Raw genomic sequence first — 23653 nt, 5'->3', positions numbered from 1 at the left:
CCTCCGTCATCCCGGGCTTGATCCGGGATCCAGCCGCCTTGCGTCTGCAAGGCGAGAGGACTCAAACGACGGAGCTGTCGGAAAAAGACATCTCCCGGCGCGCAGACGCGCACCCGCTGGACCCCGGATCAAGTCCGGGGTGACGGAGGGTGGGCGCTACGGCGTGAAGGTGGTGGTTTGGGGACTAGAGTGGCCGGTCGGCCCAGCGGTCGAGCGTGGTATCACGCAACTCGCGGATATTGGCGACGCGTTCACGCTCGACCAATGCCGACAGCCCGCGCACGATACGGCCGGGCAGTGCCGGGCCTTCATAGACCATGCAGGAATAGAGCTGCACGAGATCGGCACCGGCGCGGATTTTTTCGAGTGCGGTTTCGGCGGAGGACACGCCGCCCACACCGATAATGGGCAGGTCGGGACCGACGCGTTTGCGCATTTTTGCAAGCACGGTGGTGGAGAGATCAAACAGCGGCTTGCCGGAGAGCCCACCCGTTTCCCGATTGTTGGCGCCGGGGCGAAGCCCGTTGCGAGACAGCGTTGTGTTGGAAACGATCAGGCCGTCGAGATTATGCGCCAGCACTTCGGCTGCTATATCGTCCAGCCCTTCCTCTGTCAGATCGGGCGCGATCTTGAGAAAGACGGGAAGGCGGCGGTTGAGCTTTTGCGCTTGTGCATCGCGCTCTTCCAGAACGGCCTTTAACAGTGCCGACAGGCTCTCCCGCGCCTGCAGGTCACGCAGGCCCGGCGTGTTGGGAGAGGAGATATTGGCCGTGAAATAGGAGGCAACGGAGGAGAAGGTCTCGATGCCCCTCACGTAATCCGCAACACGGTCTTCGCTGTCCTTGTTGGCGCCGATATTGACGCCGACGATGCCGCGCAGCCCGGCTGCCATGAGGCGCGCCAGAGCAGCCGCGTGACCTTCATTGTTGAAACCCAGCCGATTGATGACCGCCTCATTTTCCACAAGACGGAAAATGCGCGGCTTGGGATTGCCCGTTTGCGGCCGCGGCGTGACCGTGCCGATTTCGGTGAAGCCGAAGCCCAGCTTGAGCAGTGGACCCGGCACTTCCGCATTCTTGTCATAGCCTGCCGCCATGCCGAGCGGATTTGGGAAAACAAGCCCGGCCACCGTCTGCTGCAGGCGCGGATCATGCGGCACATGGCAGGTGGGAATGAAGCCCGAACGCAGCGCAGCGATCGACATGCCATGCGCCACTTCCGGATCCATCAGAAACAGGCCACGGCGACCGATCGAGGAAAAAAATCCGCTCATCATGCAATCTCCGGAAACTGGTGGGAGCCATCGTCATCAAGGGTGAGAGGTGTTTCCCAAAGGACCGCGCTCAATGGTAGGGGCGCATAGAGATGTGGAAAATCTTCACCGCCGCGCGAAGGTTCGAAAACCAGCTTGTCGCCAAGCGCACCGCCATCCACGGCAACGAGGACGAGATTGTCCTTGCCGGAAAAGTGCCTGCGCGCGGTTTCGTGCAGCTGGCTCGCTGTGGAGAAATGAATATAGCCATCCTGAAGATCGATGGCCGCGCCCATGAAAACACCCGTTTCCGCAGCTTCCTGCCACAAGGCGGCATCCACGATCTTGTAAATGACGGGGGGCGTTTCACTCATCGGCATCTCCTTCAGATGCCCTGGGGTTTGCCGCAAATGACCCTGCTTGTCCATCACTTCACGCAGATTTTCGTGCCATTGCGGCAAGGCCGAGGTGAGTGGCCAATTGAGCGCTTGAATTCGCGGGGAAATTGGCGCAATCCTTGGATGTGGAGACTTGACGCACAGGGAAACTGCGCCAAAATATGAGGCGAACATGAAATGCTCTTGGGAGGGGGCGCGGCATGTCACAACTCACCATCATCATTGCAGACGACCATCCTCTGTTTCGCGGCGCCTTGCGGCAGGCGGTAAGCGGGCTTGAGGGCGAAAACACCATTGTCGAAGCGGGTGACTTCGACGCTGCGAAGGCCGCCGCCAAGCGTTATCCAGACACAGACCTGATGCTGCTTGATCTGGCCATGCCCGGCGTCAGCGGCTTTTCCGGGCTGATGTCGCTTCGGGCAGAATTTGCAAGTCTGCCCATCGTCATCGTTTCGGCAACCGACGACCCGGCGACCATGCGCCACGCCATAGAACTCGGTGCATCCGGTTTCATTTCCAAATCCGCAGGCATCGAGGACATGCGCGCCGGCATTCGCGCCGTTCTGGAAGGCGACATATGGATGCCCGTTTGCGGCCAATCCGGACAGGAGCACGACCCCGAGCTGGCGGATCTCATCAGCCGGTTGAGGACGCTGACCCCGCAGCAGAGCCGCGTTCTCTCGATGCTGGGCGAAGGCTTGCTCAACAAGCAGATTGCCTATGAGCTGGGCGTTTCCGAAGCCACGATCAAGGCGCATGTCTCGGCCATATTGCTGAAACTGAAAGTGGACAGCCGCACGCAGGCGGTCATTCAGCTTTCCAAGATTACCATGTCGACGCTTGTGGCCTGATACAAGGATTTTATTCCTTTTGCACTTTACTCTTGGTTCGGCTTTGGGTAAATTTCGGCAGTTGCTGAAGAGCCGCGTGACGACGCCGCTCCACCCGGGCCGTTAACCATGCTGTCACACGAAAATATCTGGAGCGCCATCGATACCCTTGCGGATCGTAACCAGCTGTCTCCTTCGGGCCTGGCGCGCAAGGCCGGGCTTGACCCGACATCCTTTAACAAGTCCAAACGCCAGGGGCCGGACGGGCGCCAGCGCTGGCCATCCACGGAATCGATTTCCAAGGTGCTGGAAGCGACAGGCGCAACAATCGACCAGTTCTTTGGCTTTGCGCTGAGCCATGCCCACAGGAACAACACCATACCGGAGGGCAACTTCCCGCCGCAAATGGGGTCCATTCCGCTTCTGGGCTTTGCCCAGGCAGGATCCGGTGGATTTTTCGATGATGGCGGCTTTCCCGCCGGCCAGGGTTGGGATGTTGTCGATTTTCCCGCCTCGCCTGCCAACAGGCCCGGTGTCTATGCACTCGAGGTTCAGGGCGACAGCATGATGCCGCTATATCGCGATGGCGATGTGCTGATCGTGGAGCCCGGCGCGCAGGTTCGGCGCGGTGACCGTGTGGTGGTGAAAAGTCGCGACGGTGAAGTCATGGCCAAGGTTCTGGCCCGCCAGACGGCAAAGACAATCGAGCTTTTTTCGCTTAACCCCGAGCACCCCAATCGCAGCTTCGACCTCGCCGATGTCGAGTGGGTGGCCCGCATCATCTGGGCCAGCCAATAGTTCCGGAGCGTCCCGTGCCGGATGGGACACTCTACGCCCCATAAAGCTGCTCAGAACAAGCCGTATGGGAAATAGCGGCGGTAGATTTCCTCCAGTCGCCCGTTGCGCGACAATGCGGCAAGCGCCTGATCGAACGCCGGAACGAGCTTGTTTTCGGGATCGACCGTCATGATCGAGAAGCCCTCACCGAGGAATCGATCCGACATATAGGGGCCGTCGAACATGGCACAGCATCCTTCCGAAGCCGTGCCCGCGACCCAGAATGGAAGTCGCAGCCCATCGGCAAAGACGGCGTCGATCTTTCCCGTCTTCAAAGCCTCATACATCGGTTCATAGCCATCGAAGCCGTTGACTGCGGCCTTGGGAAAAAAGGCCTTCAGCATCGTTTCGTGGCGGGAATTGGTGATGACGCCAACCTTGCGGCCGGAGAGCGCTGCGGCGGATTGCCCTTCCAGTCTCGCGGATTTGTTGACGGCAAAACGAGCGGGCAGAAGAATGTAAGGCCTCGTGAAGCTGAAGCTCTTGCGCAAATCCGCACTGGAGGCGATGCCGGACATGACAGCCTCACCCTCGCCCATTTCCACCGCCGCTTCCAATTCGTCAAAGGGCAGCGCCTGCACCTGGCACTTGCTCTCGATTTTCAGCTGCGCGCAGATTTCCCGCGCCAGATCCACATGAAAGCCAACAAGCCGGCCGTCCTGATCGGTGAAATTGAAAGGCGGAAAATCCACCGACATCAGGAAGCGAACACGCGGAACCTTTGACAGATCCGCGCCCGGAAGCCGCTCCTGCGCGTCAAACAGAACAGGCAGCCGACCGGCATCAGGCAGGTTTTCCGCAGCGAGCCCGTGAGACGGCGCAACAACGGCCGAGTAGATGAAAATACCCGTTAATTTTAGTAGTGCAGCCCAAGAGCGCATAGATAACATCCGTTACGGGGATATAGGGTGCCGCTGCAGGCAGCGGCCGGGAACGCGTATGTCGCAATTCGACGAATATACACAAATATCGCGCAATGCGATGCTTGTGAAAAGTGAAATTATTGCTTTCAAGCCACTCGACAGTCGCTCCCCGTCGTATGCCGATGCCGATGTGCCGGAAAGCGACGATGCAGCTTTCCTGAAAACGCTTGGTCTTGGCAAACCCTATATCGAGATGTTTTCGAGACGGGCGTCTCTCCATGGCTCGACATTCGAGGCGGAGCTTCTCTCAAGCGGCCTTGTCACTGAAGATGGCTATTTCGGCGCTTTTGCACGGTCCCTGCGGCTGCCCTTCGTGGGCGAGCTGGACCATGCCGTTATCGTGGACACCCCGTCTCTCGATATTCAACTTCGGGATACGCGTATGGTGCGGCTGTCGCCTCAGGATGCCATGCCTCATATGGCCATCGTGCCGGATCTACAAAGCATCGCAAGATTGAAGCGGGCGCTTCAAGCCACTCCCGATCTGGCTGGCGACCTTGTCGTCACCACTCCCTCTGCGCTCCGGCAGGCGGTCTGGAAGGCTGGAGAAGGACGCCGAACGCGCCATACGATCCATGCTCTCTTCGACAAGACCCCTCTATATTCGGCGCGGATTACCCTGCACGGCAAGCAGGGCTTTCTGCTGGGTGTGGGGGCGACCTGTTTTCTGGGCTCACTCATTGCGGCACCCACGCTTACCTTCCAGTTGCTGCACATCGTCACCGCCGTGCTTTACATGAGTGCCCTCCTTTTCAAGCTGGCACCGCTGCGCGCAAAGCCCGATCGCCGGACCCTGGCGCTGGTCGAAAAGCACGACGATGAAGCTTTGCCGGTCTACAGCGTATTGGTCGCACTCTACCGCGAACAAACCGTCGTTGAGCAGCTTGTCACCGCACTGAACAGGCTGGACTGGCCCAAGTCGCAGCTGGACGTCAAGCTTGTCTGTGAAGCAGATGACCTTGGTACCCTGTCCGCCATCGAGCGGCTCGATCTCGGTCCACCATTCGAAATCATCCGGGTGCCGCCATCCCTGCCCCGGACAAAACCCAAGGCACTGACCTATGCGCTTGCAGGCGCGCGCGGCGAATTCACCGCCATCTACGATGCCGAGGATCGCCCGCATCCCAAGCAATTGCGCGAAGCCTACGCCCGGTTTCAGCAAGGCTGTGACAATCTGGCAAGCTTGCAGGCTCCACTCATTATCAGCAATGCCAACACATCGTGGATGACCGCGTCCTTTTCCCTGGAATATTCAGCGCTTTTTCGGCGTCTTTTGCCCATGCTGGCAAAAATGAGGATGCCAATGCCTCTGGGCGGAACCTCCAATCATTTTCGAACATCGGTCCTGCGCAATGTGGGGGCCTGGGACCCCTTCAACGTTACAGAAGACGCAGATCTCGGTTTGCGGCTCTATCGCCTGGGCCACCAGTCGGATGTCATAAGTTACCCCACGCTCGAGGATGCTCCAACAGAGTTTTCCGTCTGGCTGAACCAGAGAACGCGATGGTTTAAGGGCTGGCTGCAGACGTGGCTCGTCATGATGCGATCTCCCCTGCGGGTAGCCAACGAAATGGGCTGGAAAGCCTATGCCGTCTTCCAGCTTCTCATCGGAGGAATGCTCCTGTCGTCGCTCACGCATCCATTGTTCATCGTGACGGTGGCACTGACGGCAAAGGTAATGCTGACGGAGGGACCGGACGCCTTGTCGACGATCCAGTTCTGGCTATTTACAATCGATCTTCTCAACATTCTTGGAAGCTACGCAGTCTTCCTGCTTATGGGCAGTCGGGCCATGATTGACCATGAGAAAAACATGGTGGGAAGCAAATGGTTGGCGACACCGGCATACTGGCTGATGATTTCACTTGCAGCCTGGCGAGCGATCTATGAGTTGCGCTACAAGCCCTTTGTCTGGAACAAAACACCGCATAACCCCGTCAAAAAGAATAAATGAAGTATTTTCTAGGTCAATAAGAGTATATTTTTAATTTGGTAGATATCTTCCAGAATTCGTAGCGCAGAGCAGGATCAGTAAGGCGACTTGCAGGCAGTGCGAGCGCCCTCGCCATTATCGATGGTGTCATCGGTCGCGTGATAAGAAGTGTAGTTTTGCGCACACCAGCGAACGTGCTGAATCTCGTTAGGAGAAAGCGCAAAACCCTGGGAATTTGCGGCCTCACCAACGCCGCCGGTAAAGGCAACAGGCGGATGGCTGTAGGTGGCGGCGGGAGCTGGCGCCTGCTCTTCATAGGCCGGAGAAATGACGCTCAATGCATGGGCAGGCAGAACAGTAACGCCACAAAACCCAGCACTCATGGCAGCCACTGACATCAGTTTTACCATCTTAAACATCGGTACTTCCTTTTGTTATTCGGAAAACCAACGTTACTCGACGGAGTTTTGTTCCAAGATCGCAAATATAGGGGAAAGAACGCCTGGAGCGGGTGAAGGGAATCGAACCCTCGTATTCAGCTTGGGAAGCTGCTGCTCTACCATTGAGCTACACCCGCATGGCATTCAAAAGTCTGACAGTTGTGGTGGGCTGTCAAGTTTGTTGTGGGTCTATCAGGCGCGGAAGTGCTTGGAGAGTTTGAGGCCCTGGGCTTGATAGTTGGAGCCGAGGCCGGTGCCGTAGAGGCCTTCCGGTTTGGTCAGCATGTGTTCGTAGACCAGGCGACCGACGATCTGGCCGTGTTCGAGAATGAAGGGGACTTCGTGGCTTCGGACTTCGAGAACCGCGCGGCTGCCGGTTCCGCCGGCGCTGGCGTGGCCGAAGCCGGGATCGAAGAAGCCGGCGTAATGTACGCGGAACTCGCCTACCAGCGGGTCGTAGGGCGTCATTTCGGCGGCATAGAGCGGTGGAACGTGCACCGCTTCGCGGGAGACGAGAATGTAGAATTCATCCGGATCGAGAATCAGTTCGGCGCGGCCCCGCGCATGGATTGGCTCCCAGAAGTCCAGCACGTCATGCGCCGCTTTCTGATCGACATCGACCACGGCGGTGTGATGCTTGCCGCGATAACCGATCAGGCCCTGTTCGCCGAAGCCCTGCAGATCGATCGACAGGGCAATGCCGCCGCCCGATACATTGGGGGTTTCGCTTGCAACCAGCGTGTCGTTTTCATGCAGCGTCAGCAACTCACCTTCGTTGAGAACGGAGTGGCCGATGCGGAAGCGGATTTGCGACAGGCGCGAGCCCTGACGAACGACGATGGGGAAGGTACGCGGGCTGATTTCGAGATAGAGCGGACCGTGATATCCCGCCGGGATCTTGTCAAATTCCTGCGCATAATCGGTGATGACGCGGGTGAAGATGTCGAGGCGGCCTGTCGAGCTTTTCGGGTTGGCGGAAGCAGACATGCCTGCCGGAAGCGCCAGCGCCTCCATCAGGGGCACGATATAGACGCAGCCTGTTTCCAGCACCGCGCCTTCGCTGAGATCGATCTCGTGAAGGCTGAGGCGGGTCAGCTTTTCAATAACCTGGGTGGATGGGCCGGGCATGAAGCTGGCCCGGACACGGTAAGCCTTGGTACCCAGGCGCAGGTCTAGGCTGGCAGGCTGGACCTGATCTGAATCCAGCGCCTTCTTGCTGGTCAACTGACCGGCCTGGAACAGCTCGCGGATCGCTCCATCTGCCAAAATGCCTGTTGTTCTCGTCATCGCTCACCACCTTTTTCATGTGCGACAAAACCAAAAGCAAGGCATTGACGCAAGTCGTTAACGGAGTTATGGCAATCTTATCCCGTGGTGATTTGGCCGGTCGGCTTGCAGCCACGTTAAATAAGTGGCTAAAAAGACCGGGTGCTTGTAACCGGTCTGCTTTTGCGGCCGGTTTTTTTGTTTGTAAGGTGATGACATGAGCAAGAAATGGCGCCCGGCAACCCAATTGGTCCATGGCGGCACACTGCGTTCTGCCTATGGCGAGACATCCGAGGCGATTTATCTCACACAGGGCTTCGTCTATGACAGCTCTGAAGCCGCAGAAGCCCGTTTCAAGGGCGAGACGGATGGCTTTATCTATGCCCGTTACGCAAGCCCGACCAATGACATGTTCGAAAAGCGCATGTGTATGCTGGAAGGCGCCGAAGATGCCCGCGCCACGGCCTCCGGCATGGCTGCCGTCAGCGCCGCCATTCTGTGCCAGCTGAAAGCGGGCGATCACATCGTTGCCGCGCGCGCGCTGTTTGGCTCCTGCCGCTGGGTGGTGGAAACGCTTGCGCCCAAATATGGCATTGGCTGCACGCTGGTAGACGGTCGCGATCTTGCCAACTGGGAAAAGGCGATCCAGCCCAACACCAAGCTGTTCTTCCTGGAAAGCCCGACCAATCCGACGCTGGAAGTGGTCGATATCGCAGGCGTAGCCAAGCTTGCCAATCAGATCGGCGCAAAACTGGTTGTCGACAACGTGTTTGCGACGCCGCTTTTCCAGAAGCCGCTGGAACTGGGCGCGCATATCGTCGTCTATTCGGCGACCAAGCATATCGATGGTCAGGGACGCTGCCTTGGCGGCGTGGTTCTTTCCGACAAGAATTGGATCGAGGAAGAGCTTCAGGACTACTTCCGCCATACCGGCCCGGCTCTTTCGCCCTTCAACGCCTGGACACTGTTGAAAGGCATGGAAACCCTGCCGCTTCGCGTGCGCCAGCAGACCGCCAATGCCGGCAAGATCGCCGATTTTCTGGCAGAGCAGACCAAGGTGGCCAAGGTCATCTATCCCGGCCGAGCCGATCACCCGCAGGCCGACATCATTGCCCGGCAGATGACGGGTGGATCGACCCTCGTCTGCTTTGAGCTGAAAGGTGGCAAGGAAGCGGCATTCAAGCTGCAGAACGCCCTGGAGGTCGTCAAGATTTCCAACAATCTCGGCGATGCCAAGAGCCTCATCACCCATCCGGGCACGACGACGCACAAGAACCTGACGGATGAAGCCCGCGCCGAACTGGGCATTTCCGGCGGCACATTGCGCCTTTCCTGCGGTATCGAAGACACAGACGATCTGCTGGAGGATTTCGCAGCAGCACTCGCCAAGGTCTCGGCCTGATCGACATCCACGGTCCGGCCTCGTGCCGGGCCGCCTACCCGCCCCTGTATTCGCGACCGCAATCGCCGCCTCGAAAAATTTCCATAGGCCCTGCAATAAGCATTATGGAAAGCAGGGCACGGATGTTATGGCACTGTCATCATCCAGGCGCGTGACACTCTCCTTCGACCGCAGCCAAAATTTACCATCGCCGGTAAAGTAAATACAATATGAAATCCGGGTTTCTTGACCTAAGCCCATGCCTGTAGTGTAGAATAATAAAACAACAACGACGTAGGGCCCTGTGAATGTATCGTGCACTGACAAGAGATATCGAGGTCACGGTCGACCCCTATTATCTTGAAGAGCAGTCCGACCCGGATGACAATCGCTACGTCTGGGGCTACACGGTCGTGATTTCAAACAATTCGGACAGGGCTGTTACGCTCGTTAATCGCTACTGGCATATCACCGATGAAAACGGCCAGGTCGACGAAGTTTCCGGCCCCGGCGTGGTGGGCGAGCAGCCCTATCTGGAGCCGGGCGACACCTATGAATATTCCTCCGGCTGCCCACTCGATACGCCATCCGGACTGATGTTCGGACATTATGAGATGAAGGCCGACAATGGCGAAGTCTTCAGCGTTGCCATTCCCGCATTCTCGCTGGACAGCCCGGGTTTGACACGCATTTTGAATTGATAGCCGGATTCTGAAACCTCCGGTTATGTATTTCGCCCGTTTCGTTATTTGTCCCGCTGGACCCGATACGGCACCTTGATCGCGTCACAACCTTTCTGGGAGGAAAATGGATGACGCGAGCCATAGGCTTGGGAACCTGCACGCTATTGGCGCTGCTGGTTTCCGCTTCCGCACAGGCACAAAACCGCAGCAGCTTCATCGATAGTGGAAACAGGCCCGATCTGACATCGGCAACTGTCTCGGCTGCCTTGAGCTGCACAATGCTGCAAAGCCGCGCTTTCGATGACGTCACGACGCTGACGGCCCGTTATGTGGAGGCTGGCAAGGGCCTGCCCGGCTTCTGCCACGTCACGGGTTATATCCGCCCGCAGATCCGGTTCGAGTTGGCACTGCCAGACCAGTGGAACAGGCGCGTCTATATGTTCGGCAATGGCGGTTATGCCGGCGAAGATCTGGCGGCGCCATCACGTATCGAGACGCGCGACGCTGCCCTTTCCCGGGGCTTCCTCACCGTGCAGCAGAATACGGGCCATGACGCAAAGACCTATGATCTCGGCGATTTCGCCTCGGATCTGGCGCTGCTTGTCGATTACGGGTCGCGTGCGGTCCACGTTACCGTCCAGACCGCAAAGACCGTCGCTGCAACCTATTACGACCGGCGCCCGACCTTTTCCTATTGGGACGGTTGCTCGACCGGCGGGCGACAGGGCTTGATGGCAGCGCAGCGATACCCCGGCGATTTCGATGGTATTCTGGCAGGCGCACCGGTTTTGCGGTTCAGCGATACCGGCCTGTGGAACATCTGGAACGCGCAGGCGCTGCTGAAGGCGCCCATCCGCAAGGCCCAGCTTCCGGCGCTTGCCAAGGCTGTGATGGACAGGTGCGATGCCGTTGATGGCGTGAAGGATGGCCTGATTTCCGACCCCAGACAATGCAGTTTCGATCCGGCCAAGGATCTGAAAATCTGCGAAAATGGCGGCGATGATTGCTTCAGCAAGGAGCAGGTCGAAACCCTCAAGACGCTTGCAAAGGGTGTCACCGTCAAAGGCAAGACGGTGTTCCCCGGCGTGGTTGCGGGCACGGAAGGGCTGGATGCGGCAGGCGCAAGCGGCTGGGACCAGTGGGTGATTTCGGAAAACGGCCCGAGCAGGCAGCTGGCCTATGGCGATACATTCGTGAAGAACATGGCCATGCTGCCCGCCTCCGGCAAGGCGATCGACTGGAAGTCATTCGATTTCGATACGCAATATGAGAAGGTAGTGGCCGTGCGTGAACTTGTCGATGCCGACAATCCCGATCTCAGCGCCTTCCAGAAGCGCGGCGGGCGGATGATCACCTATTTCGGATGGTCCGATCCGGCGCTCAATCCGCTGATGGGTCTGGATTACTACGAGTCCGTGCGCAAGACGATGGGCGCGGAGAAAACCAGCGAATTCTACCGCCTGTTCATGGTGCCGGGCATGTTCCATTGCCGGATGGGTTATGGCACCGACACATTCGACGCCTTCACGCCGCTGATGGACTGGGTTGAAAACGGCAAGGCGCCTGATGTCATCCATGCGGCCAAGATCGTGGACAGGAAGACCGTTATGACGCGTCCGCTTTGCCCGCACCCGCAGGCCGCCGTCTATTCCGGCAAAGGCGAGGTCAACGATGCCGCGAATTTCACCTGCAAGATACCCTGAGGCGACAAAAAAGGCGGGAGATAATCCCGCCTTTTCTCATCAATCAGCCGCGACCAGTTCGTCTACCGGGTAGCGGTAGGTGGTCGAGCAGAACTCGCAGGTCACGGAAATGACGCCGTCTTCCTGGCTGTCGTTGATCTCCTCGGCGGAAAATCCTGACAGAACACCCTTGATCTTTTCCCGCGAGCAATTGCAGCGGTCGACAATGGATTGCGGTTCGTAGACGCGCACGCCCTGCTCGTGAAACAGGCGGAAGAGCAGCTTTTCTGCTGGCACCTGCGGATCGGTCAGTTCGTCCATATCGACGGTATCGATCAGGGTCACGGCTTCGGTCCATGCGTCGTCCTGCGAATATTCCGCCGCACCCTCATCACCATCGCCGCCGTGCAGATCGCGCTGGCGCAGACGTTCCGGTGCCTGCGGCAGGAACTGCGCGATGATGCCGCCGGCGCGCCAGTTGTGACGTGGCTTGCCATCGGCATCGCGATCATAAAGCTCGGCAACGCCAAGCCGGACACGGGTCGGCAACTGTTCCGACTGGCGGAAATAGACGCCGGCAATGTCTTCCAGCGAAGAACCATCCAGCGGAACGATGCCCTGATATGGCTGCATTCCCACGCCCTGATCGATGGTAAAGGCCAGAATTCCATTGCCGAGCAATTCTTCCGGCGAGGTTTCTCCCGCAGCGATGGCCTGCTCCAGCCGCTCCTCATCGAAGCGGGCATAGGCGCGCATGTTTTCCGGTGCGGTGAAATCCGCAACCAGCAGATCCACCGGGCCATCACCCTTCGTCTGCAATGTCAGCTTGCCGGAAAACTTGAGCGACGTGCCGATCAATGCCGTCAGGACAACGGCCTCGGCCAGAAGGCAGGCGACAACGGGCGGATATTCGTGCCGTTCCAGAATGGCGTTCAAAAGCGGCCCGACCTGCACGGCGCGACCGCGCACGTCCAGCCCTTCGACCTGAAAGGGAACGACCTTGTCATCACCGGCAAATTGGAGCTCGTCCAGCTGTACTGTTGCGTCTGCCATTTCCTTACTCCTTGACGCCCTGCCCGCGCTGCCGCGCGGATGATCGAGGCCTGCAAAGGCACCGACTGGAAGGCATAATGTTCGTGTTGCACTGATAGCCCGTGAAAGACGAAAACGGAACCACTCCGCCACTTTAACTTTCGCTCAAAGGGCGGATCGTCCGAAAACAGCCTTGCGCTTGCCGACCCGCATTTTTCCGGAAGCGGACAGCTATGCGGCCATTGATGCGGCGAACAATTGATGAAAAGCCGCCGCTTGTAACAAGCGGCGGTGTTGAACTCGGCTAGAAATAGGAAGCCACGGCTGAAATTCAAGCGACAGGCGTGGCAGCAAGCCGTGCCGGATCAGATGACGCCCATGCACCATGCAATGATGGACTTTTGCGCATGAAGACGGTTTTCCGCTTCATCGAAGACCACCGACTGCGGCCCGTCGATGACCTCGTCCGTCACCTCTTCACCGCGATGGGCGGGAAGGCAGTGCATGAACAAGGCATCCTTGTTGGCCTTGCCCATCAGGCCAGCATTGACCTGATAGGGCTGGAAGATGTTGTGGCCACGCGCCTTGTGCTCCTGGTTCATGGAAACCCAGGTATCCGTAACAACGCAATCGGCACCCGTGACAGCGCGTTCCGCATCGTGGCACAGCATGATATCGCCGCCATTGTTCCGCGCCCAGTTGAGGAAGCGGTCGTGCGGTTCCGAACCCATCGGCACCGCCATGTTCATGCGGTAACCGAAACGCGCGGCACCTTCCACCAGCGAATGCAGAACGTTGTTGCCATCCCCTGTCCAGGCAATCGTCTTGCCCTTGACCGGGCCGCGATGCTCTTCGAAGGTCAGAATATCGGCCATGATCTGGCAGGGATGGGTATCATCCGTCAGGCCGTTGATGACGGGAACGGTTGCGTGCTCCGCAAGCTCCAGCAGACGGGAATGGTCCGTGGTCCGGATCATGATGGCATCGACATAACGCGACAGAACCTTGGCGGTATCGCCAATGGTTTCGGCGCGGCCAAGCTGCATTTCGGTGCCGGAAAGAAACAGCGTTTCGCCGCCCAGCTGGCGCATTCCCACATCGAAGGAGACGCGGGTACGGGTGGAGGGCTTTTCGAAGATCATCGCCAGCATCTTGCCAGCCAATGGCTTCTCGGCAGTGCCGTTCTTCGTTGCAACCTTGCGCGCACGCGCGTCGTCCATGATGACTCTCAGGTCTTCCGAACCGACGGCCGAAAGGTCGAGAAAATGTTTTGCTGATGCCATTTTATGCTGTCCCATCAATGCAGGCTGCGCCTTTGCGCGCCTGGACATGTGCGTTCAGGCGCTTTTCGCCAGTTTCGTCGTGAGTGCCTCTGCAGCCTTCTCGATACGTGCGAGGCCCTCGCGCGCTTCCTGCGCGGTGACCACCAGCGGCGGAAGCAGGCGGATGACGTTATCGCCAGCGGGAACCGCCAGAAGATGTTCCGCACGGATGGCATGAAGCAGATCGGCAGACGGCACCTTGGCCTTGATGCCGAGCAGTAGTCCCTCGCCACGAATTTCCTCGATGACATCGGGGAAACGATCCTTGAGGGAGGCCAGTCCCTGACGGAAAACCAGAGCGACATCGCGCACGTGATCGATGAAGCCATCGGCCAGCACGATATCCAGCACGGCATTGCCGCACGCCATGGCAAGCGGGTTGCCGCCATAGGTCGTGCCATGGACACCTGCCGTCATGCCGGACGCAGCTTCAGCCGTTGCAAGGCACGCGCCGAATGGGAAACCACCGCCGATGCCCTTGGCAACAGCCATGATATCTGGCGTCACGCCCGACCATTCATGGGCAAAGAACTTGCCCGTACGCCCGACGCCGGTCTGGACCTCATCGAAAACGAGAAGAAGGCCGTGCTCATCGCACAGGGCACGCATGGCCCGCAGAAACTCTGGATCGACAACGCGTATGCCGCCTTCACCCTGAATGGGCTCGATCAGCAATGCAGCCGTTTCCGGCACGATTGCAGCCTTGAGAGCGTCGAGATCGCCGAATGGCACCTGGTCGAAACCTTCGACCTTGGGGCCGAAGCCTTCGATATATTTCGGCTGGCCACCGGCAGCGATGGTTGCCAGCGTGCGACCATGAAACGCGCCCTCAAAGGTGATGATGCGGAATTTCTCCGGATTACCGTGGGTATAATGATAGCGGCGTGCGGTCTTGATGGCGCATTCCAGCGCCTCGGCACCGGAATTGGTGAAGAAGACCTTATCCGCAAAAGTTGCATCCACGAGCCGTCTGGCCAGCACTTCCTGCCCTGCGACTTCGTAGAGATTGGAGAGGTGCCAGACCTTTTCCGCCTGGGCCTTCAAAGCCTCAACCATATGCGGGTGGCTGTGGCCAACCGAGGTGACAGCCACGCCCGCGCCGAAATCCAGATATCGCTCGCCACTCTCTGTAACGAGCCAAACGCCCTCTCCTCGCTCAAACCGCAACGGGGCTCTGGAAAACGTATCGAACAATGGCGCGGTGTCGGCCATGGCTGTATCACTCCTTGCGCAAACGCGCTGTCAATAGGGCTTACCGGTTATCCCGTGCCTGAAAATCAAAAACGCCGCCTCGCGGCGGCTTGGGGCATTTCTGTACGTCGAGCGCACTATTGTCACTTCACCTGTGGATGTCAACAAAAGTCCGCGTTAGCAGGCATTCTCAAGCCATGGTAGAGGGTTTTTACCGAGCTACAAAGTGTTGCTTTTCTGACTCACGCGGAAAGCAAGTTGGGGAAAACCGGAAAATCGATTCCAGATGATTCTCCCGACTCTTGTCACGGAGTCTGCCTACGATTAGGTTAACTCTCAATTACTAGACTGCAAGCGGCGGACCTAGTCACCTACAATCTGGCGGATACTCTGCGCGTGGTTTGCTCCACGGCATCGGGGAAAGATTCTGCCTGCGCTACGAGCGGAGAAGCTGTATGAACTGGACTGATGAACGAGTGGAAAAACTCAAAAGACTGTGGTCCGAAGGGTTGAGCGCCAGTCAGATCGCAGCCCAGCTCGGCGGCGTCAGCCGCAATGCCGTCATCGGCAAGGTTCACCGCCTCAACCTGCCAGGTCGCGCGAAGGCTGGCGGCACGGTTGCAACCGCACGTCCTGCGGCCAAGCGCCCTGCTGCAACGACAACCGCGCCACGCGCAACCAATTTTCAGGCGCGCCCGGCCGCTGCCCGCCCTGCCGCCCGCACCGCAGGCGCCACGGCGTTGAAGGACGATCAGTCGATCGATACGGCTCAGGTTCTGGAATATGTGCCCGTTACCAACACATCGCTGCCAACCTCGCTGCGTCTGACGCTGACCGAGTTGACCGAGCGCACCTGCAAGTGGCCGGTTGGCGATCCGCTGAAGGACGACTTCCACTTCTGTGGCTGTGAAGCTTCCGAGTCCTCTCCTTACTGCAAGTTCCACGCGAAGATGGCTTACCAGCCTGTCAGCGAACGCCGCAGGGCCTGAGCGAACTCTTTTAGAACAGCAAAAGCGGGTCCATTTGGCCCGCTTTTTTGTTTGTGGAGAGAGATTGTACGGTGGGCTGAGGCTGACCGTGTCGAATGGCTGTTACCCGCCGACATGTACTGTGCCGCTCAAGGCTGGTGAGAAATCACCATGCCCTCATGGCAAACAGGAGCCAGCTGCGGGAGGCGGCACGTTGGAGTAAGACAGGATGGTTTCTTGTCCGGCCAGGCCAGCGCCGTGAACCGCAGCGATTGCCGCCATAACAGACGCGCATCAGCCGTTTTGAGGCTTACCTACGGAATGACGAAAGGGCGCAATGGGAACGAACGAAAGTGCTGCTCGTATCGACCGGGCAGTCGGAGGAAAGGGAGGCTGGCCCCGAAGTAACGCCAGCGGCGCATTTGCCGGCAGGCTGAAGCGGGACCGGGTGGCCCGCTTTATGTTTGACGAGAACGCCTGTAGCCGGATTAGCCCTGGCGGGCCTTGCGGTTGGCATAACGGCGATCGCGTTCTGCCTTGCGCGCCGCTTCGTCTTCGATGACACGCGCGATGCGGTTCTTGTCGGCCAGCTTGCGGGCATCTTCTTCGGCGCTGGCGGCGGCATCGAGTTCTGCCTGCTTTTGAGCGGCTTCTGCTTCGATGCGGATTTTCTCGTCGCGCTTTTGCTGCTCGCGTTCAGCCTGGCGGGCCCTGCGGGCGTCGGCAACGGCAATCTGCTCGGCCTGCTTGGCTTCGAGCATCGGCGCTGCGGCTTCCTTGGCTGCCTTGTAGGCCTGCAAAAGTGCGGCCTTGGCGTCAGCAGCGGCGCCGCGACGGTCGGCAACTTCGTTTGTTCTGGCGTTTCTTGTGTTTCTCAAATCTCTATTCCAGTTGAAGGGTCATTCCGATCTCGCGATCAGGACTTTTTACCGCGTTTTGTGGGCGCTGGCGGTGGGTTCAGGCTATCCTGCAATTCCTTGGCAAGACGCGCTTCACGCAAGCGTTGGGTCTTTTCATCGCGCGCCTGCGCAATCGAGTTGAGTTCGTCCACGGCGTGGCCGCGAGCGAAGAACTGCGTCTGCGTGGCGCCGAATGCCTTCTCAGCCTGCTGGCGAGATTTGCTGTGTGTTTCGGACATGGATTTTCCTTCCTGTCGCTTCGGCTGAGATCGGGATCGATTTCAAAAAAATGCCGATGCGGAGTGGATTGGGTGGCCGGAGGCGGTTTTCGCAAATGAAAAACGCTCTGGCGCATGTGCCGAGCTGCGGCACAAAAAAAGGCCAGGCAACGTGCCTGACCTCGGTTGGTCTCATACTTTCGACAGTGCCAGTACATCCGTGGTCAAAGGAAAGCAGATTCCGTATTTAAGCAGCCTGGAGATTGCAAGCCGACATTTTGCCCGACTTGTTGTCGCGCTCAAGGTCGTAGCTCAGCTTCTGGCCTTCAACGATTTCGCGCATACCTGCACGCTCTACAGCGGAGATGTGTACGAATGCGTCTGTGCCGCCGTTGTCTGGCTGAATGAAGCCGAAGCCCTTGGTGGAGTTAAACCATTTTACTGTGCCTGTGGTCATAATGAACCCTTTCAAAGCATAAGTGATAGATCACAGAACTGACGCCCTGTGTGCGAGTATAGCGATTTTTTTGAAGGAAAGGGTTAGTTCAAAACGCGGTGCTAATCGCGCGGCAACCAAAGCTCAGCAAGCAAAATATCGATGACCAATTGATAGAGGGTTATTCCCTGATAGTCAAACCTTAAATTACAGATAATTGAAATTCGCTTTTATCTTGCAACGTAAAGGCACGGTCAGAAGAATAATTATCCGTATCGCTATTTCAATTTCCGCAATGCGTCTGTCTGTTGTTTTTACTCAGAAAAATCGCTTAGAGGAGGGAAGCGCGCCCTGCCCTTTTTCGCACCCGAGGGCGAAGTTTGGAGCCGCCGCCAGAAACTGAGAATTTATCCTGGCGATGAACGCAAACGACGGTTCCCTCGGCGGGTAGCTGTTCGATCCTGGCATAAAACAGGAAACGCGCGCCGTGTTCCAGCCGGAACATCCTGCGCGCGTTGTGCTTCAAAAGGGTGTCGAAAGGCCCGTCAGGCTTCCATGGAATAGCCCGCGCCGCGCACGGTGCGGATGACATCCTGCATATTGGAGAAGTTGAGCGCCTTTCTCAGACGGCCGACATGGACGTCCACAGTGCGTTCATCCACATAGATATCGTGACCCCACACGCCATCCAGAAGCTGCGAGCGCGAGAAGACGCGACCGGGGGACACCATGAGGAACTCCAGCAGGCGAAACTCGGTTGGCCCCAGACGCACTTCGCGGGTCTTGCGGTGCACGCGGTGGGTTTCGCGGTCGAGTTCGATATCGCCGCATTTCAGGATGGAGGACAGAACTTCCGGGCGGGCACGGCGCAGCATGGCCTTGACGCGTGCCATCAGCTCTGGGGTCGAAAACGGCTTGACCACATAATCATCAGCGCCGGTCGCCAACCCCCGCACGCGCTCGCTCTCCTCGCCGCGCGCCGTCAGCATGATGATCGGCAGGCGTTCGGTTTCCGGGCGCATTCTTAAGCGACGGCAAAGCTCGATGCCGGAGACGCCCGGCAACATCCAGTCCAGGATCAGAAGATCCGGAGTGCGTTCCTGCAAGCGGATTTCCGCCTCGTCGCCACGGGGAATGGTGTCGACGTCATAACCTTCGGATTCCAGATTGTAGCGGAGAAGAACGCTGAGCGCTTCTTCATCTTCGACAACTGCGATTTTCGGCACCATGGATTTGAACTCCGCCAGTCTGACCAGAGCGCAAGGCGTTCTTCGGGGCGCATTGCGGCCGCTCTGGCATGTTGATCGACACATCGGGCCGACCGAAGGTCATGTTCGACCTTCGGCGCCGATGCTGCAACTCACTCGGTTACTGCGCCAAGCGTGTTGGAACTATCGTCCTTCGGACGCTCGCCTTCCGGCTGGCTGCCGGTGGTCATGTAGTAGATGGTTTCGGCAATGTTGGTTGCGTGGTCGCCAACGCGCTCGATGTTCTTGGCGCAGAACAGGAGATGCGTGCAGGTCGTGATGTTGCGCGGATCTTCCATCATGTAGGTCAAGAGCTCGCGGAACAGCGAGGTGTACATGGCATCGATCTCTTCATCACGCTCGCGGATGGCCTGGGCCTTTTCCGCCGAACGGGTGGAGTAGACGTCAAGCACTTCCTTGAGCTGCACCAGCGCCAGTTCCGACAGGTGCTCCAGGCCACGGGCCAGCTTGCGCGGCACGCCGGTACCGGCAACCGCGATGACGCGCTTGGCGGTGTTCTTGCCAAGGTCGCCCACGCGCTCCAGATCGGCAGCGATACGCAGCGAGCCGATGATTTCACGAAGGTCGGCAGCCATGGGCTGACGCTTGGCGATGGTGACGATGGCCTTGTCGCCAATCTCACGCTCGGCATGATCGAGGATCGTGTCGTCGGATATGACCTTCTGGGCAAGTGCTGCGTCGGAATTGACGAGCGCGCGCACCGCATCGGCGCACATCTGTTCCGCAAGACCGCCCATTTCGGCGATGCGGCGGGTGAGGAACTTCAGCTCCTCGTCATAGGCGGACATGATATGGGAATGTGTCGGCATGTACGAAATCTCCAGTTTCGATGCGCTGGCCCGCAAGCCCGGACGGGCTCAAGCGGTGCCACGCGAATGGTTTTAACTGCGGCAGATCAGCCGAAGCGGCCCATGATGTAGTCCTGCGTGCGCTGGTCATCCGGGTTGGTGAACATCTTGTCAGTGTCGTTTTCTTCGACCAGATGGCCCAGATGGAACATGGCGGTGCGCTGCGACACGCGGGCTGCCTGCTGCATGGAGTGGGTGACGATGACGATGGTGTAGTTTGCGCGCAGCTCGTGGATGAGTTCTTCCACCTTTGCCGTCGCAATCGGGTCGAGCGCCGAGCATGGCTCGTCCATCAGGATGACTTCAGGAGACACAGCAATCGCGCGCGCAATGCACAGACGCTGCTGCTGGCCGCCGGACAGGCCGGTGCCTGATTCATGCAGGCGGTCCTTGGCTTCGTTCCACAGACCGGCCTTCTGCAGGCTGGACTCGACGATCTGGTCCATATCCGCCTTGTTGCGGGCAAGACCATGGATGCGTGGGCCATAGGCGATGTTTTCATAGATCGTCTTGGGGAATGGGTTCGGCTTCTGGAACACCATGCCGACGCGCGCACGAAGTTCCACCACGTCGATGGACTGATCGTAGATATCGTCTTCATCGAGCGTGATCTTGCCCGTGACACGGCAGCCGTCGATCGTATCGTTCATACGGTTGAGCGTGCGCAGGAAGGTTGATTTTCCGCAACCGGACGGGCCGATCAACGCGGTGACCGTGTTCTCGCGGACATTCAGGTTCACGTCGTAAAGAGCACGCTTCTCGCTGTAATAAACGGAAACGTCCTTACCAATCATCTTGTATATTACATCATTCATTTTCTTGTCCAGCGCCTTCTCAACTGCTGCTTCCGACAACATATTCATAATTAAAGCTCCCGGTGTTTGTTTTATCGCATTTCCGGACGAAAAACCGGTCGGCACGTTGTGATGGCCTACCAGCGACGCTCGAAGCGGCGACGCAACAGGATTGCACCCACATTCATGACGATGAGGAACATAAGCAGGATGATGATGGCGCCTGACGTTCTCTCGACAAAGGCACGTTCCGCTTCGTTCGCCCACATGTAGATCTGCACCGGCAGGGCTGTGGACGGATCCATCGGCGTTGTCGGATAATTCGCGACGAAGGCGACCATGCCGATCAGCAGCAGCGGTGCGGTTTCGCCAAGGGCATGTGCCAGGCCGATGATGGTGCCGGTAAGAATGCCGGGCATGGCCAGCGGCAGCACATGGTGGAAAATGGTCTGCATCTTGGATGCGCCAAGGCCCAGAGCCGCAGCGCGGATGGATGGCGGGACCGCCTTCAGCGCCGCACGGGTGGCGATGATGATGGTCGGCAGGGTCATCAGCGTCAGCACGAAGCCACCGACCAGCGAAGCCGAGCGCGGGAAGCCCATGAAGTTGATGAAGACCGACAGGCCAAGCAGACCGTAAACGATGGACGGTACGGCAGCCAGATTGTTGATGTTGACTTCGATAAGGTCCGTCAGGCGGTTCTTCGGTGCAAACTCTTCCAGATAGATGGAGGCGGCAACGCCGATGGGCAGCGACAGGACCAGAACGATCATCATCATGTAGAAGGAGCCGATGAGGGCCACGCCGACACCTGCGGCTTCCGGACGGCTGGATGCGCCGTTGAAGAAGATGCCGGTGTTGAACTCCTTGGCCAGCTGGCCGGCGTCGGTCAGTTGCTTGACCCATGCGAGCTGCTGATCGGAGATGCGACGGTTCTGTTCGTTGACGGAAACGTCGACCTGACCCTTGACCACGCTGTCGAGATCGCCCGAAGCCAGAAGGGCAACGGTGCGGGTGGTTCCAACGATGCTTGGATCGGCCACAACCAGGTCGCGCAACTGTCCGCGGATGCTGTCGGAGATCAGGGAATTGACGGCCTTCAGGGCATCACGATCATCCAGGGATACGCCGAGCGCCTTTGCCACTGCATTGCGGGCAACCACGGGATAGTTCGCGGTCATCAGCTTGCCAGGGTTCTGGGCACGGACATTGTCCGGGTCAATGATCTGCTGCGAGAACTCGACCGGCACGGTGATCATGGTCTGCTGGAATGCCGTATAGCCCTTGCCGACGACCGACCAGAGAAGCAGGAACAGGAACAGCAGGCCGAAGGAAATGGCGGCAAGGCCGTAGGTGCGGAAGCGGCGCTCGGCTGCGTATCGGCGCTTGATGCCGATATCGCGACGGACCTTCTTCGTTGCGGCTGGGGCGGCAAAGCCCTGGGTAACGACCTCGGTCATTCGTACTGCTCCCGGTATTTGCGCACGATATAGAGCGCGTAGATATTGAGGCAAAGAGTAATGGCAAAGAGTGTGATGCCGAGCGCAAAGGCAACGAGCGTCTGCGGCGAAGTGAATTCAAGGTCACCCGTCAGCTGGCTGACGATCTTGACCGTTACCGTCGTCATCGGCTCGAACGGATCGAGCTGAAGGCGGGCGGCAACGCCTGCGGCCAGAACCACGATCATGGTTTCGCCGATGGCGCGTGAGGCGGTCATCAGGATCGCGCCGACGATGCCGGGCAGAGCGGCAGGCAGAATGACCCGCTTGACCGTTTCCGAGCGCGTGGCACCAAGACCGAGCGAACCATCGCGAAGGGCGCGCGGCACGGCGGTAATGATATCATCCGAAAGCGACGACACGTAGGGGATCAGCATGATGCCCATGACGAAGCCAGCGGTGATGACGCTCTGCGCCTGGATGAAGTTGGTGTAATCACCGGTGGCAAGCCCGTTGATCTGCGATGAGATGTCGCGAAGGAATGGGCCAACCGTGGTCAGGGCAAAGAAGCCGTAGACGATGGTGGGAATGCCCGCCAGCACTTCGAGAAGCGGCTTGGCAACCGAGCGGAAGCGCGGCGAAGCGTATTCCGCCATGTAGATGGCTGAGAACAGACCGACGGGAACGGCAACGAGCATCGCGACGAAGCCGATATAGAGCGTGCCCGCAAGCAACGGCACGAGGCCGAACTGCCCTGCACTCTCGGTCGCGCCAGCGGCGGCAAAGCGCGGGTCCCAGACGGTTCCGAAGAAGAACTGGTAGGCCGGGACCATGTTGAAGAACTGGATCGCTTCCGTCAGCATCGACAGAACAATGCCGATGGTGGTGAGAATGGCGATGGAGGACGCCAGCAGCAAAGCCGCCAGAATGACCTTTTCGACATTGTTACGGGCGCGGAAGCGGGGGGCGATACCGCGCAGGGCATAGAGCGCACCGCCAACGGCTGCGCCCAGCACCACCAGCACCATGCCGATGCGGCTGGCCGCCGTCATGGTATTGAGCGTTTCAGCCGCCTCGACCATGAAGGGCTCCGGATCGCCGGCAATGGCGACACCCTTGGACCCCAAAAGCGGACGCAGCGAAGCCGGATCGGCCTTGGCCTGGGCGAACTCTTCTGGTGTCAGCCTTTCAAGACCGCGGGCAATCGAGCCGACCATGCCGTAGCTGAGGCTCTGCTGAGCCTCGGACTGGGACCTGATGTCTTCTGGAAATGCTCCGCGCACAGCCGAGGTGATGACCATGGGGCTGACGATGAGCCAAACTGCTAAAATAAATGCGGACGGAATAATGGCCCAGATAAGAACATAGGAGCCATGATAACCGGCCCGGGAATGCATGGACGACGGACGACCGCCAGCCAGAGCGACAGCACGGCGAGAGCCAAGCACATAGCTGGCTATGCCGATCAGCGCCAATATCAGCAAAAGAATGGATGTGTTCATGGAGACTTTCCTCGGCGCACCGGAAAATGGATGCGGGATCAGGCAGCTTTAATATTTGCACATCGGATCATCGCAAACAGCCTTGAGCCCGTTTCCGGGAAGCGGTTTGCG

General features: G+C 58.6%; 23 protein-coding genes, 1 tRNA gene and 1 riboswitch. Of the genes, 7 read left to right on the top strand and 17 right to left on the bottom strand.

What is annotated here, in order from left to right; all coding sequences use genetic code 11:
- Nucleotides 1-184: 184 nt before the first annotated feature.
- Nucleotides 185-1273, bottom strand: coding sequence for a quinone-dependent dihydroorotate dehydrogenase (locus tag ASF69_RS06195; protein WP_062586393.1), 1089 nt, complete (start codon nucleotides 1271-1273; stop codon nucleotides 185-187).
- A complete protein-coding gene (locus ASF69_RS06190; protein WP_062587177.1) occupies nucleotides 1273-1626 on the bottom strand; it encodes a DUF952 domain-containing protein in 354 nt (117 codons plus the stop codon). Before ASF69_RS06190 ends, ASF69_RS06195 begins: the two co-directional genes overlap by 1 nt.
- Before the next feature lie 224 nt (nucleotides 1627-1850).
- Here ASF69_RS06190 and ASF69_RS06185 point away from each other — a divergent pair, with 224 nt between their 5' ends.
- On the top strand, nucleotides 1851-2501 hold the full coding sequence (locus ASF69_RS06185; protein ID WP_062586391.1) for a response regulator transcription factor: 651 nt from the start codon (nucleotides 1851-1853) through the stop codon (nucleotides 2499-2501).
- 108 nt (nucleotides 2502-2609) lie between these two features.
- Nucleotides 2610-3278, top strand: a complete 669-nt coding sequence (locus ASF69_RS06180) for a helix-turn-helix transcriptional regulator (RefSeq protein ID WP_062586390.1) — start codon at nucleotides 2610-2612, stop codon at nucleotides 3276-3278.
- Between the two features lie 50 nt (nucleotides 3279-3328).
- Here ASF69_RS06180 and ASF69_RS06175 read toward each other — a convergent pair whose 3' ends face one another.
- Complete coding sequence (locus ASF69_RS06175; protein WP_062587176.1) at nucleotides 3329-4090, bottom strand: transporter substrate-binding domain-containing protein; 762 nt, start codon at nucleotides 4088-4090, stop codon at nucleotides 3329-3331.
- A 208-nt stretch (nucleotides 4091-4298) separates the two neighbouring features.
- On the opposite strand from ASF69_RS06175, the gene ASF69_RS06170 reads away from it, so the two are divergent.
- Nucleotides 4299-6194, top strand: a complete 1896-nt coding sequence (locus ASF69_RS06170) for a glycosyltransferase family 2 protein (RefSeq protein WP_244475437.1) — start codon at nucleotides 4299-4301, stop codon at nucleotides 6192-6194.
- A gap of 74 nt (nucleotides 6195-6268) precedes the next feature.
- On the opposite strand, the gene ASF69_RS06165 is transcribed toward ASF69_RS06170, so the two are convergent.
- The 3 genes from ASF69_RS06165 to ASF69_RS06155 all read right to left on the bottom strand — a co-directional run bounded on the left by ASF69_RS06165 (nucleotide 6269) and on the right by ASF69_RS06155 (nucleotide 7900).
- On the bottom strand, nucleotides 6269-6592 hold the full coding sequence (locus tag ASF69_RS06165) for a BA14K family protein (RefSeq protein ID WP_062586386.1): 324 nt from the start codon (nucleotides 6590-6592) through the stop codon (nucleotides 6269-6271).
- Nucleotides 6593-6676: 84 nt separating this feature from the next.
- Nucleotides 6677-6750 (bottom strand) — tRNA-Gly (locus ASF69_RS06160).
- Between the two features lie 55 nt (nucleotides 6751-6805).
- Complete coding sequence (locus ASF69_RS06155) at nucleotides 6806-7900, bottom strand: 2'-deoxycytidine 5'-triphosphate deaminase (RefSeq protein ID WP_062586384.1); 1095 nt, start codon at nucleotides 7898-7900, stop codon at nucleotides 6806-6808.
- A gap of 74 nt (nucleotides 7901-7974) precedes the next feature.
- Nucleotides 7975-8053, top strand: a riboswitch (SAM riboswitch).
- Between the two features lie 43 nt (nucleotides 8054-8096).
- On the opposite strand from ASF69_RS06155, the gene ASF69_RS06150 reads away from it, so the two are divergent.
- The 3 genes from ASF69_RS06150 (at nucleotide 8097) to ASF69_RS06140 (ending at nucleotide 11646) form a co-directional block, all read left to right on the top strand.
- Complete coding sequence (locus tag ASF69_RS06150) at nucleotides 8097-9281, top strand: O-succinylhomoserine sulfhydrylase (protein ID WP_062586382.1); 1185 nt, start codon at nucleotides 8097-8099, stop codon at nucleotides 9279-9281.
- Between the two features lie 287 nt (nucleotides 9282-9568).
- Entirely contained in the window at nucleotides 9569-9961 is a 393-nt protein-coding gene (gene apaG, locus ASF69_RS06145) for a Co2+/Mg2+ efflux protein ApaG (protein ID WP_062586380.1), read from the top strand.
- Between the two features lie 110 nt (nucleotides 9962-10071).
- Nucleotides 10072-11646 carry a tannase/feruloyl esterase family alpha/beta hydrolase gene (locus ASF69_RS06140; RefSeq protein WP_062586379.1) on the top strand — a complete coding sequence of 525 codons (1575 nt, stop codon included), beginning with the start codon at nucleotides 10072-10074 and terminating at the stop codon, nucleotides 11644-11646.
- A 39-nt stretch (nucleotides 11647-11685) separates the two neighbouring features.
- Here ASF69_RS06140 and ASF69_RS06135 read toward each other — a convergent pair whose 3' ends face one another.
- The 3 genes from ASF69_RS06135 to ASF69_RS06125 form a co-directional block, all read right to left on the bottom strand.
- Nucleotides 11686-12678 carry an Hsp33 family molecular chaperone gene (locus ASF69_RS06135; RefSeq protein WP_062586377.1) on the bottom strand — a complete coding sequence of 331 codons (993 nt, stop codon included), beginning with the start codon at nucleotides 12676-12678 and terminating at the stop codon, nucleotides 11686-11688.
- Between the two features lie 344 nt (nucleotides 12679-13022).
- Nucleotides 13023-13940, bottom strand: a complete 918-nt coding sequence (gene argF, locus ASF69_RS06130) for an ornithine carbamoyltransferase (RefSeq protein ID WP_062587175.1) — start codon at nucleotides 13938-13940, stop codon at nucleotides 13023-13025.
- Nucleotides 13941-13994: 54 nt separating this feature from the next.
- Nucleotides 13995-15191, bottom strand: coding sequence for an aspartate aminotransferase family protein (locus ASF69_RS06125; protein WP_062586376.1), 1197 nt, complete (start codon nucleotides 15189-15191; stop codon nucleotides 13995-13997).
- A 434-nt stretch (nucleotides 15192-15625) separates the two neighbouring features.
- On the opposite strand from ASF69_RS06125, the gene ASF69_RS06120 reads away from it, so the two are divergent.
- Complete coding sequence (locus ASF69_RS06120; protein ID WP_062586374.1) at nucleotides 15626-16159, top strand: GcrA family cell cycle regulator; 534 nt, start codon at nucleotides 15626-15628, stop codon at nucleotides 16157-16159.
- A gap of 467 nt (nucleotides 16160-16626) precedes the next feature.
- On the opposite strand, the gene ASF69_RS06115 is transcribed toward ASF69_RS06120, so the two are convergent.
- From ASF69_RS06115 to pstC, 8 genes are all read right to left on the bottom strand, one after another.
- Nucleotides 16627-17016 carry a DUF6481 family protein gene (locus tag ASF69_RS06115; RefSeq protein ID WP_062586372.1) on the bottom strand — a complete coding sequence of 130 codons (390 nt, stop codon included), beginning with the start codon at nucleotides 17014-17016 and terminating at the stop codon, nucleotides 16627-16629.
- Between the two features lie 38 nt (nucleotides 17017-17054).
- Nucleotides 17055-17276 carry a hypothetical protein gene (locus ASF69_RS06110; protein WP_062586370.1) on the bottom strand — a complete coding sequence of 74 codons (222 nt, stop codon included), beginning with the start codon at nucleotides 17274-17276 and terminating at the stop codon, nucleotides 17055-17057.
- A 226-nt stretch (nucleotides 17277-17502) separates the two neighbouring features.
- On the bottom strand, nucleotides 17503-17712 hold the full coding sequence (locus tag ASF69_RS06105; protein ID WP_045229895.1) for a cold-shock protein: 210 nt from the start codon (nucleotides 17710-17712) through the stop codon (nucleotides 17503-17505).
- A 524-nt stretch (nucleotides 17713-18236) separates the two neighbouring features.
- Nucleotides 18237-18920 (bottom strand): phosphate regulon transcriptional regulator PhoB, encoded by a 684-nt coding sequence (gene phoB, locus ASF69_RS06100; RefSeq protein ID WP_062586368.1) that lies wholly within the window; start codon nucleotides 18918-18920, stop codon nucleotides 18237-18239.
- Nucleotides 18921-19051: 131 nt separating this feature from the next.
- Nucleotides 19052-19768, bottom strand: a complete 717-nt coding sequence (phoU, locus tag ASF69_RS06095; protein ID WP_062586367.1) for a phosphate signaling complex protein PhoU — start codon at nucleotides 19766-19768, stop codon at nucleotides 19052-19054.
- 86 nt (nucleotides 19769-19854) lie between these two features.
- Nucleotides 19855-20670: a phosphate ABC transporter ATP-binding protein PstB gene (gene pstB / locus ASF69_RS06090; protein WP_062586365.1), complete on the bottom strand. Its 816-nt coding sequence runs from the start codon at nucleotides 20668-20670 to the stop codon at nucleotides 19855-19857.
- Nucleotides 20671-20738: 68 nt separating this feature from the next.
- A complete protein-coding gene (pstA, locus tag ASF69_RS06085) occupies nucleotides 20739-22061 on the bottom strand; it encodes a phosphate ABC transporter permease PstA (RefSeq protein ID WP_062586363.1) in 1323 nt (440 codons plus the stop codon).
- Nucleotides 22058-23542, bottom strand: coding sequence for a phosphate ABC transporter permease subunit PstC (gene pstC / locus ASF69_RS06080; protein ID WP_062586362.1), 1485 nt, complete (start codon nucleotides 23540-23542; stop codon nucleotides 22058-22060). Before pstC ends, pstA begins: the two co-directional genes overlap by 4 nt.
- Nucleotides 23543-23653 lie beyond the last annotated feature (111 nt).

The organism is Rhizobium sp. Leaf311 (assembly GCF_001423445.1).
GTDB lineage: Bacteria > Pseudomonadota > Alphaproteobacteria > Rhizobiales > Rhizobiaceae > Agrobacterium.
This window is presented reverse-complemented; position numbering and strand designations above follow the sequence as displayed.

Excerpts from the sequence above, each read along its gene's own strand:
- phoB (WP_062586368.1), bottom strand. The coding sequence starts at position 18,920 with ATGGTGCCGAAAATCGCAGTTGTCGAAGATGAAGAAGCGCTCAGCGTT.
- ASF69_RS06150 (WP_062586382.1), top strand. The coding sequence starts at position 8,097 with ATGAGCAAGAAATGGCGCCCGGCAACCCAATTGGTCCATGGCGGCACA.
- ASF69_RS06195 (WP_062586393.1), bottom strand. The coding sequence starts at position 1,273 with ATGAGCGGATTTTTTTCCTCGATCGGTCGCCGTGGCCTGTTTCTGATG.
- ASF69_RS06105 (WP_045229895.1), bottom strand. The coding sequence starts at position 17,712 with ATGACCACAGGCACAGTAAAATGGTTTAACTCCACCAAGGGCTTCGGC.
- pstB (WP_062586365.1), bottom strand. The coding sequence starts at position 20,670 with ATGAATATGTTGTCGGAAGCAGCAGTTGAGAAGGCGCTGGACAAGAAA.
- phoU (WP_062586367.1), bottom strand. The coding sequence starts at position 19,768 with ATGCCGACACATTCCCATATCATGTCCGCCTATGACGAGGAGCTGAAG.
- ASF69_RS06120 (WP_062586374.1), top strand. The coding sequence starts at position 15,626 with ATGAACTGGACTGATGAACGAGTGGAAAAACTCAAAAGACTGTGGTCC.
- ASF69_RS06170 (WP_244475437.1), top strand. The coding sequence starts at position 4,299 with ATGCTTGTGAAAAGTGAAATTATTGCTTTCAAGCCACTCGACAGTCGC.
- pstC (WP_062586362.1), bottom strand. The coding sequence starts at position 23,542 with ATGAACACATCCATTCTTTTGCTGATATTGGCGCTGATCGGCATAGCC.
- apaG (WP_062586380.1), top strand. The coding sequence starts at position 9,569 with ATGTATCGTGCACTGACAAGAGATATCGAGGTCACGGTCGACCCCTAT.
- ASF69_RS06140 (WP_062586379.1), top strand. The coding sequence starts at position 10,072 with ATGACGCGAGCCATAGGCTTGGGAACCTGCACGCTATTGGCGCTGCTG.
- ASF69_RS06110 (WP_062586370.1), bottom strand. The coding sequence starts at position 17,276 with ATGTCCGAAACACACAGCAAATCTCGCCAGCAGGCTGAGAAGGCATTC.
- ASF69_RS06165 (WP_062586386.1), bottom strand. The coding sequence starts at position 6,592 with ATGTTTAAGATGGTAAAACTGATGTCAGTGGCTGCCATGAGTGCTGGG.
- ASF69_RS06125 (WP_062586376.1), bottom strand. The coding sequence starts at position 15,191 with ATGGCCGACACCGCGCCATTGTTCGATACGTTTTCCAGAGCCCCGTTG.
- pstA (WP_062586363.1), bottom strand. The coding sequence starts at position 22,061 with ATGACCGAGGTCGTTACCCAGGGCTTTGCCGCCCCAGCCGCAACGAAG.
- ASF69_RS06185 (WP_062586391.1), top strand. The coding sequence starts at position 1,851 with ATGTCACAACTCACCATCATCATTGCAGACGACCATCCTCTGTTTCGC.
- argF (WP_062587175.1), bottom strand. The coding sequence starts at position 13,940 with ATGGCATCAGCAAAACATTTTCTCGACCTTTCGGCCGTCGGTTCGGAA.
- ASF69_RS06190 (WP_062587177.1), bottom strand. The coding sequence starts at position 1,626 with ATGAGTGAAACGCCCCCCGTCATTTACAAGATCGTGGATGCCGCCTTG.
- ASF69_RS06180 (WP_062586390.1), top strand. The coding sequence starts at position 2,610 with ATGCTGTCACACGAAAATATCTGGAGCGCCATCGATACCCTTGCGGAT.
- ASF69_RS06155 (WP_062586384.1), bottom strand. The coding sequence starts at position 7,900 with ATGACGAGAACAACAGGCATTTTGGCAGATGGAGCGATCCGCGAGCTG.
- ASF69_RS06135 (WP_062586377.1), bottom strand. The coding sequence starts at position 12,678 with ATGGCAGACGCAACAGTACAGCTGGACGAGCTCCAATTTGCCGGTGAT.